Origin of the sequence: Moorena sp. SIO2C4, from assembly GCF_010672485.1 — a bacterium.
GTDB classification, from domain to species: Bacteria; Cyanobacteriota; Cyanobacteriia; order Cyanobacteriales; family Coleofasciculaceae; genus Moorena; species Moorena producens.
This window is the reverse complement of the sequence record NZ_JAAHGN010000224.1, coordinates 1-8,526: the sequence shown is the minus strand read 5'-3', so window position 1 is coordinate 8,526 and position 8,526 is coordinate 1. Positions and strand designations below refer to the sequence as shown.

Genomic DNA, 8,526 nt, shown 5'->3' with positions numbered 1-8,526 from the left:
AACCAACCTTCTGGGCGTTTTCGGTTGTTGAAACGTGGCTTTCGGTAGCGGCATTTCCTGTTTCTACGGGAACGACGAACTGCTCTACGAGAGTCGAGAGCTGATTTGATTTTGGAGCCACGATGTTCTATTTCAGCAGACCATACCACCTGATTACCATACACAATAGCTAGACCAGTAATCTTGGAGCCAGGATCGATCTTGAGGGACATCGGTTTGGCAACGCCGTCTACCTGCTTTTTCAAGATAATGGTGAAAGGGTAACGGCGATATACAGCCGCCTTCCCAGCCGTTAAAAGCTTCCTGGCGGTAACGGGACGGCAGGGATTGAGGGGTTTATGGCTTGCATCTAAAACAAAGACGTAATTACACATGGTTTTGTGTTTACTCCCGTTAAGGGTAAAGTGTGCCTCGCTCGGCTATCAAAGCTTGTTAGGCTCCTGACACTGGCTTCACTAAATTAATTCATCACCTGTTTAATCAGAAGCGATAGAGCCTGGAGCTGGCTTGCACCCCAGGGTATCGTGACCTTCATAGCGTTTACCATTTGGTGAGCTTGACCAATCTGAAGACTCAGTAAAAACCCGATTTGAGCAGGTTTGCTAAGGTTTAGTAATTGGTCCGCCAGTTTTGCTGTAGTAGTTGTCTAGGGTGGATTCACTCCCAGGTTAGCCCGATATTTTGGGTTCTTGCCTAAAGAAGACATTAAGAGTTCTGGTAGTAATACCATTAAGAAATGCTACATTCACATATGCGGAAATTCCTGATTGACACCGATACCGCTTCCGATGATGCCGTTGCACTCCTGATGGCACATCGTTGGCCAGATGTCCAGGTTGAAGCTATCACTATAGTTAGTGGAAATGTACCTGTGGAACAGGGTGCAAAAAACGCCCTGTATACCGTCCAGATGTGCGGCGCATCCACCCCTGTCTACCTTGGCTGCCCTAAACCAATGCTCCGCCCATGCCAATATGCTCAATGGTTCCATGGTGAAGACGGTATGGGGAACATGCACTACCCTGAGCCCCAGGCTAAACCCCAGCTAGCTCATGGTGTGGATATCATCATTGATACTATTAAGACTAATCCCAAGGAAATCACCTTAGTTACTTTAGGACCACTGACTAATATTGCGATCGCATTACTCCGTGCCCCAGAAATAGCCTCCCTAGTAAAGCGTTGCGTGATCATGGGTGGAGCCGCTAATGTGGTGGGCAACGTTACTCCAGCTGCGGAATATAACATTTGGGTAGATCCAGATGCTGCTAAAATTGTCTTTCACAGTGGCATGCCGATGGAGATGGTCGGTTGGGAATTAAGCCGTGGTGAAGCAGCATTACTCCCCGATGAGATCGCACAAATCAAAAACTTAGGCACAGACATAGCACGTTTTGCTGTAGACTGCAACGCTAGAGCGTAAGACGCCAGTGTTAAGATTCAAAATTCCCGTGGCTTAACTGGCGAGGGGTTTGGGGAGCTATAAGTCCCGTGCTATATTCGCAGAATTAGCGTCGGGATACATGGACTACCCAAGCCAATTGAGGGGTTCGATGCCCCAAAAATTGGCAATTTAAATATTTTAACAAGACAATAAAATCTGTTAGAATATACTCATGGAAAGCATGACTTACACATATCGCATTCATCCAGATATTGACCAAGAAGCTAAAATGCTTGATTGGCTCGAACAATGTCGGCGTGTTTACAATTACGCACTGCGACAAAGAAAAGACTGGATAAATAGCCGTAAGTGTAGAGTTGACGCTTGTAGTCTCAGACACGAATATATTATCTCTGTTGACGAGCCATATCCCGATTACTACAAACAACAGAACGCACTGACGGTCGCCAAGAAAAATATTCCTGAGTTCAAAGCCGTTCACTCTCAAGTTCTTCAAGATGCTCTCAAGAGACTTGATAGAGCATTTAAGATGAGGCAACAGAGACAGTTTGGATTTCCACGCTTCAAAAAAGTCGGACGATATCGTTCTTTTGTATTTCCTCAGTTCAAATCGAATCCGATTACTGGGTGGCAAATCAAACTCCCTAAGATTGGCAAGATGCCCATTGTTTTGCATCGGGCTATTCCTGATGGATTTGTTGTCAAGCAAGTTCGGGTTTTGTTCAAGGCTTCGGGTTGGTATGCTCAACGGATTTTACAGTCTGACATTTCTATCCCCGAACCCATGCCTCATGGTGAACCTTTAGGGATTGATTGGGGTATATCCAGTTTTGTAGCTACTAGCCAAGGTGAATTGATTGATAACCCTCGGTTCTACATTCAGTCTCAAAGCAAGCTGAAATGGCTGCAACGCAGACTTAGCAAGAAAGAAAGAGGAAGTAAGTCTTATCAAGCACTGGCTAAAAAGATATCTTTGCTGCACGAAAAGATTAGCAATCAGCGACAAGATTTTCACTACAAAATCAGTAATCATCTTTGTCGTCAGGCAGGAATGATATTTGCTGAGGATTTGAATATTTTGGGACTGAGTAAAGGTATGCTTGCCAAGCACGTCCTTGATAGTGCCCCAGGACAATTTCTCAATATTTTGGATTGGGTTTGTCGCCAAACTGGGACTTACCATCAGAAAGTTGATGCCAAAGGTAGTAGTCAACTTTGCCCTGAATGTGGGGCTGATGTGCCTAAAGATTTGAGTGTTAGGATACATAGCTGTCCAGAATGCCATGTCGTTATGCCTCGCGATGTGGCTAGTGGGAAAATCTTAGTAAATAGAGGTATTGCAGCCGTTGAAGGTCTAGCGGTCAAGCTGGGTGTGAAGGAAGAATCGTAGGATTCCCGATGAAGCACCAAGTTCTCGATGCAAGTTGAGAAGCCCACACTATAATTTGAGTGACGTTAGGAACGAAAATTTGGTGTTGGGAGTATGTCACCCCTTGCTGATCCTGTAGCGATGGCAGTGGCTCTCGACCCAGCCATAATAACCAGGCAAGGTAAATACTATGTCGAGGTAGAAACATTAAGCGAACTTACCCGTGGTCAAACGGTAGTGGATGAGCTAGGAGTACTTAACCAAACACCAAACATGACTGTAATTTGCTCCATCGACGCACCCCGATGGAAAGAACATTTATACCGTTGCTTGGGATAATTGTTAATTATATCTGTTGCCAAAGTCATCAATTATGGGAAAGAAAGGGATTTAGAATTTAGAATTTAGAATTTAGAATTTAGAATTTAGAATTTAGAATTTAGAATTTAGAATTGATCAAAAAATTATGAATATCCCAGATTATTTGTGATAAATTACCATAAAATCATCTCTACAAGCCTGGTTAAACAAGGATTATCAATATTTAAAAAATAAATTTTAATCAAAACAGATTTTTGTTAATCAAAAATGTCTTTAAATAGACTAACTTAATCCAAAACTACTTCATCCGAAGTTCCCGATTCCCGATTCCCGATTCCCGATTCCCAATTCCCGATTCCCTGTTTCCTTATGTCCCGTGCCAAAGCCCTAAAATACTACATAATAATCCGCCTGCTGCTAGCGCCCCTGATGCTATGGACCATTACCACCCTAGTGTTTCTTCTGCTCAGAGCTACCCCAGGAGATCCTGTGGATGCTGTATTAGGGAATCGCGCTCCAGATATCGTTAAAGAAGACTACCGAAAACAATTAGGATTAGCTGACCCGTTGTGGTTGCAGTATATTCGCTACTTAGGATCTTTGCTACGTTTAGACTTAGGTACCTCAATCACCAGCCAAGGTCAAAAAGTCTGGGAGATTATTCAACAACATTTCCCCGCAACTGTAGAACTATCAGTATGCGGCATGGCCATAGCATTCTTAGTTGGTATAGGAGTTGGTACTTTAGCCGCATCCCGAAGCGGAACAGTTTGGGATGTGGGGGGTAGATTATTTGGTATCATTACTTACTCCATCCCTCTGTTTTGGATGGGGATGGTGGTGCAATTAATTTTCTCTGTTCAGCTGGGTTGGTTTCCCATCGGTACTCGCTATCCCATTAGCCTAGCAACACCAGAAGGGTTTACTGGTCTTTATACAATAGATAGTCTCTTCAGTGGTAATTTGGTTCAGTTTTTCACTGCTATCTATTATTTAGCCTTACCCAGTATTACCTTAGGGCTGCTGTTGAGTGGCATCTTTGAACGGATTGTGCGGGTAAACTTGAAGCAAACTCTCAAGGCTGATTATGTAGAAGCGGCCAGAGCTAGAGGTATTCACGAAAGACGGATTGTTTTTGCCCATGCTCTGAAAAATGCCATGATTCCTGTGATTACAGTGCTAGGGTTGACCTTAGCTGCTTTATTAGGTGGAGCAGTGTTGACAGAGGTGACATTCTCTTGGCCAGGGTTAGGGAATCGGTTGTATGAGGCAATTTCTGGGCGGGATTACCCGACGGTGCAAGGGATTATGGTATTTTTTGCCACTATTGTGGTAATCGCAAGTATTGCCATTGATATTGTTAATGCTTTGATTGACCCCCGTATTCGGTACTAATCGCAATTCTTTAACGTAGGAGTACAGATGCAGATCGGGAGATGAGGAGATGGGGGATGGGGAAATGGGGTAATCAGAAAGATTGCTATTAAGGGTCATTATCCGGACATGATATGATATAATATTGAGTTTAATAAAAATTAAACAACTATTCTTGATAAATAAAAAATCTCTCCAGAACTCAAAAAATTTGTCACAAAATAACCTTCCCAAACGTTCTAAATATAGAAACCAATTTAGCTTCCGGCAAAAGAAGCCCCACAACGAACATGCGCAGCATGAGTGTGGGATGAATTTTGCACAGAGTCTTTCACTTTAGACCAATCGATGTGTTATACTGGAAATACTGACTTTCAAAGCCGTTCGCGTAGCGTGGCCAAAGGCCATAAATGCTGGGAAGTTGGTCAAACATTATTAAACAAAAGACCAAGAAAACAGAGCGGCAGGGCAGTCCGTTCTTAAAGCCCAGCGCCTCCTAAGCAATAGCTGGATTGGCTGGGAAGCCCACACTGAACTCAAAGAGTCAGTGTGGGAGCTGTCACTCTTGCAGCTAACGCTTTCGCTTACGACCTTGAAGCCGGTCCAATCTGGAATCAGGGTGATGCTGAAGCTAAGTGTCCTGCGGTCTGTGAGAAAGCAGGTACTAAGTGGAACGGTAACTGGGTTACTACCGTACCAAATGAAATGTCTGTCTGTGGCTGCGATCAAACCTTAGCTCTTGAAGCTGGTCCGATTTGGAATAATGATGATGCTAAAGGTAAGTGTCCAGCCGTCTGTGAGAACAAAGCTGGTGCCTGGGATGGTAACTGGTGGACTACTGTATGGAATGCAATGTCTGTTTGTTCCTGCAAATTTTCCTAGTTTGTGAAACTATAACAGATTGCTAACTATCTAGAAAGGATTAGTAATTAGTAATAAAAAAGTAATGAGCCTCAGGTAGGCTCATTACTTTTTTATCGCGATCGCTGAATACCCCATCCTCCTGTGAACTGGGGATGAAAGGCGCGTCAACGATGGTAAATCGAATACCATCCTTTGGCATTTTCAGTGAGAGTGAACGAATTAACTTTCTACCTCAAAAAAAATTTTGATCAGAATTATTATCAATACCCCAGATAACTATTTACCTATTTAAAAACGAGGAAAGACACCGAATCCAGAACTGTAATCCAAGTAATCTACTAGGCAAATAAACCTACCCTTGCCAGGAAATAAGACCCCTTGTAGGCCAAGCGCGGATGAGGGCTACTGAAAGCCCACACTATACTGGATCGAGTAAGTGTGGTGAAGGTTATGTGAGTGATTAATTCATGGATAATCTGTATATGAGGCAACATTTTGCTTCAGAATGAGTAAAGAAGCACGTAAGGAGTACTCCGAAAATGCTGGCATACCTCTTGGCGTTGGTTATTGCTCTTGGTAGCTTAGTCTTTTACCTAGCTGCCTTCTTTTTACCAGAGGTTCATCGTAAATATGACTTTATCTGGAGTGGAGTGGGATTATTCTACGCTCTAGTGTTATGGATTTGTGCTGGACGCATTACTGGCGGCGTCTTAATCGGTCAAATTGCGGGTGTATCCCTGGTAGGCTGGTTGGGTTGGCAAACCTTGACCTTGCGACGAGCCTTGATACCGATTGACCAACAAACCCCTATCCCAAGTCAAGGTGAATTTATCGCCAAAATTCAAGAAATACTGCCAAGTGAGTCATTAAAAGGGCTAATACCTAAAGTAACTGGCTTTTTTGGCAATCTTTTGGGCAAACGCCAAGACTCAGCCCGAACTCCTGCTGTACCGGCAGATACCACCATGGCGTCCCCCACCCAGGAAACCAATCCCAAAACTACCCAACCAAGCCCTGCAGCGGATGAAGCAACTACGGTAGCATCCACTACCCAAGCAGCGGTTATAGAAACAGATGACACTAAAACCTCAGATTCTGCTGAAACAACTATCCCTAAAACAGAAACCCCTCAACCAGTAGCAGCGGCTAAGGAAGACTCACCTCCCCCAGAGACAGAAACCCCCCAAGCAGTAGCAGTCCCTAAGGAAGACTCACCCCCCCCAGAGCCGGAGTCAAGTCAGGAGCCAGAGCAGAAACCAGAAGCGATCGCACCAGAAGCGATCGCACCAGAAGCAAAAGCCCCACCACCTCCTAATCCGAAGGTGGAATAAAAATAGAGCGCAACATAAAAGCTACCACCAGCTTCAACCCCAAAACAACCGATTTCTAAAAAATCCCACCATTCTTCCTTGGGAAATTTGTAAGGTTGGCCAGATTGCTGCCAATAAAAATAAGAGAGATATATTATATAGATATATATCCTTTGTTGACCGTTGATTGTGTGATGTGGCCTGTAACGACTCAGCAGTACACAATCAGCGGTTAGCAAGTTAAAGTTGGTTATAGCGATCTAATCAACTGCTAATCAACTGATCTACTAGAATTTTGGCTTCAAACTGTGACAGCATCCAAAAGCTATAAAGATACGGTCAATCTGCCCAAAACCGAGTTTAATATGCGGGCAAACGCTATCAAGCGAGAACCAGAACTCCAAAAGTTTTGGGCAGAGCAAACTATTTATGAGCGCCTGTCACAAAATAATCCTGGCGAGATTTTCGTGTTGCATGATGGCCCCCCCTACGCCAACGGGTCTCTGCACATGGGTCACGCCCTTAATAAAGTACTCAAGGATATCATTAATAAATACCAACTGTTGCAAGGTCGCAAAGTACGCTATGTCCCTGGTTGGGACTGTCATGGCTTGCCGATTGAGCTGAAAGTCTTGCAAGCCATGAAGCTAGAGGAGCGTCAACAGCTGACTCCGATCAAACTGCGCCGTAAAGCCAAGAAATTTGCCCTGAAAACAGTAGAGCAGCAAAGCAAAGGTTTCCAGCGGTATGGAGTATGGGGAGACTGGGAAAATCCTTACCTGACTCTAAACCCACAGTACGAAGCGGCTCAAATTGGGGTCTTTGGTCAAATGGTCTTGAAGGGCTATATCTACAGAGGCCTGAAGCCAGTTCACTGGAGTCCCAGTTCTAAAACAGCCCTAGCGGAAGCGGAGTTGGAATATCCGGAAGGTCACACCTCCCCAAGTATCTATGCGGCTTTCCCAATAACTAAGGCAGGGCCAGGGATAAAGGAGATCCTAGAGCCATTTTTGCCAAATCTTGGTGTGGCGATTTGGACGACCACTCCCTGGACAATCCCTGGAAATTTGGCAGTAGCCGTTAATCCAGAACTGACCTATGCGGTAGTGGAAGATGGTTCCCAAACTAACCAATTCCAATTCCTATTAGTAGCAGCGGATTTGGTAGAAAGACTATCAGCTACTCTGGAAACTCCACTTACGGTCAAAACCACTGTTAAGGGTGAGGCGTTGGAGGATTGTACTTACCAGCATCCCCTATTTGATCGGGAAAGCAAAATTGTGATTGGTGGGGATTACATCACCACTGAATCGGGGACAGGTTTGGTTCACACGGCTCCTGGTCATGGTCAAGAAGACTATGGTGTGGGTCAGCGTTATGGCTTACCTATCCTTTCCCCAGTAGATGCGGATGGGAAGTTTACCGCAGAGGCCGGACAGTTTGCTGGATTGAATGTGCTCAAGGATGCCAATCCAGCCATCATTGAGGCACTGAACACAGCTGGGTCATTGCTGAAAGAGGTGCCCTATGTTCATAAATATCCTTACGATTGGCGCACTAAAAAGCCAACTATCTTTAGAGCCACAGAACAATGGTTTGCTTCAGTAGAGGGATTCCGGGATGAAGCGATAAATGCGATCGCATCCGTAAAATGGATCCCTGCCCAAGGACAAAACCGGATTACCCCGATGGTGGCAGATCGTTCCGATTGGTGCATTTCCCGCCAACGGAGCTGGGGTGTACCAATTCCGGTATTCTACGACGAACAAACCAACGAACCCCTGCTCAATGAAGAAACCATTGCTTACGTCCAGGGAATTATTGCTGAGAAAGGTTCTGATGCCTGGTGGGAACTATCAGTAGAGGAATTGTTACCAGAATCA

General features: G+C 44.6%; 8 protein-coding genes. 7 read left to right on the top strand and 1 reads right to left on the bottom strand.

Going from position 1 to position 8,526, the window contains the following annotated elements; genetic code table 11:
- The coding region (gene iscB / locus F6K20_RS14050) for an RNA-guided endonuclease IscB (protein ID WP_287295035.1) at positions 1-374 on the bottom strand (374 nt) is incomplete at its 3' end.
- Between the two features lie 362 nt (positions 375-736).
- Here iscB and F6K20_RS14045 point away from each other — a divergent pair.
- The 7 genes from F6K20_RS14045 to ileS form a co-directional block, all read left to right on the top strand.
- Positions 737-1,423 carry a nucleoside hydrolase gene (locus F6K20_RS14045; protein ID WP_202799285.1) on the top strand — a complete coding sequence of 229 codons (687 nt, stop codon included), beginning with the start codon at positions 737-739 and terminating at the stop codon, positions 1,421-1,423.
- Positions 1,424-1,625: 202 nt separating this feature from the next.
- Positions 1,626-2,795, top strand: a complete 1,170-nt coding sequence (locus F6K20_RS14040; RefSeq protein WP_229414768.1) for an RNA-guided endonuclease InsQ/TnpB family protein — start codon at positions 1,626-1,628, stop codon at positions 2,793-2,795.
- 93 nt (positions 2,796-2,888) lie between these two features.
- Positions 2,889-3,113 carry a nucleoside hydrolase gene (locus F6K20_RS14035; RefSeq protein WP_008190923.1) on the top strand — a complete coding sequence of 75 codons (225 nt, stop codon included), beginning with the start codon at positions 2,889-2,891 and terminating at the stop codon, positions 3,111-3,113.
- Between the two features lie 351 nt (positions 3,114-3,464).
- On the top strand, positions 3,465-4,490 hold the full coding sequence (locus tag F6K20_RS14030; protein ID WP_008190926.1) for an ABC transporter permease: 1,026 nt from the start codon (positions 3,465-3,467) through the stop codon (positions 4,488-4,490).
- A 528-nt stretch (positions 4,491-5,018) separates the two neighbouring features.
- Complete coding sequence (locus F6K20_RS14025; RefSeq protein ID WP_287253945.1) at positions 5,019-5,351, top strand: mannan-binding lectin; 333 nt, start codon at positions 5,019-5,021, stop codon at positions 5,349-5,351.
- A gap of 521 nt (positions 5,352-5,872) precedes the next feature.
- On the top strand, positions 5,873-6,664 hold the full coding sequence (locus F6K20_RS14020; RefSeq protein WP_008190929.1) for a Ycf66 family protein: 792 nt from the start codon (positions 5,873-5,875) through the stop codon (positions 6,662-6,664).
- Between the two features lie 287 nt (positions 6,665-6,951).
- A partial coding sequence (ileS, locus tag F6K20_RS14015; protein WP_287295034.1) for an isoleucine--tRNA ligase occupies positions 6,952-8,526 on the top strand: 1,575 nt, incomplete at its 3' end.

Bases quoted from the DNA above. Each gene is read 5' to 3' on its own strand.
- F6K20_RS14045 (WP_202799285.1), top strand. From the start codon at position 737: ATGCTACATTCACATATGCGGAAATTCCTGATTGACACCGATACCGCT.
- F6K20_RS14040 (WP_229414768.1), top strand. From the start codon at position 1,626: ATGACTTACACATATCGCATTCATCCAGATATTGACCAAGAAGCTAAA.
- F6K20_RS14035 (WP_008190923.1), top strand. From the start codon at position 2,889: ATGTCACCCCTTGCTGATCCTGTAGCGATGGCAGTGGCTCTCGACCCA.
- F6K20_RS14030 (WP_008190926.1), top strand. From the start codon at position 3,465: ATGTCCCGTGCCAAAGCCCTAAAATACTACATAATAATCCGCCTGCTG.
- F6K20_RS14020 (WP_008190929.1), top strand. From the start codon at position 5,873: ATGCTGGCATACCTCTTGGCGTTGGTTATTGCTCTTGGTAGCTTAGTC.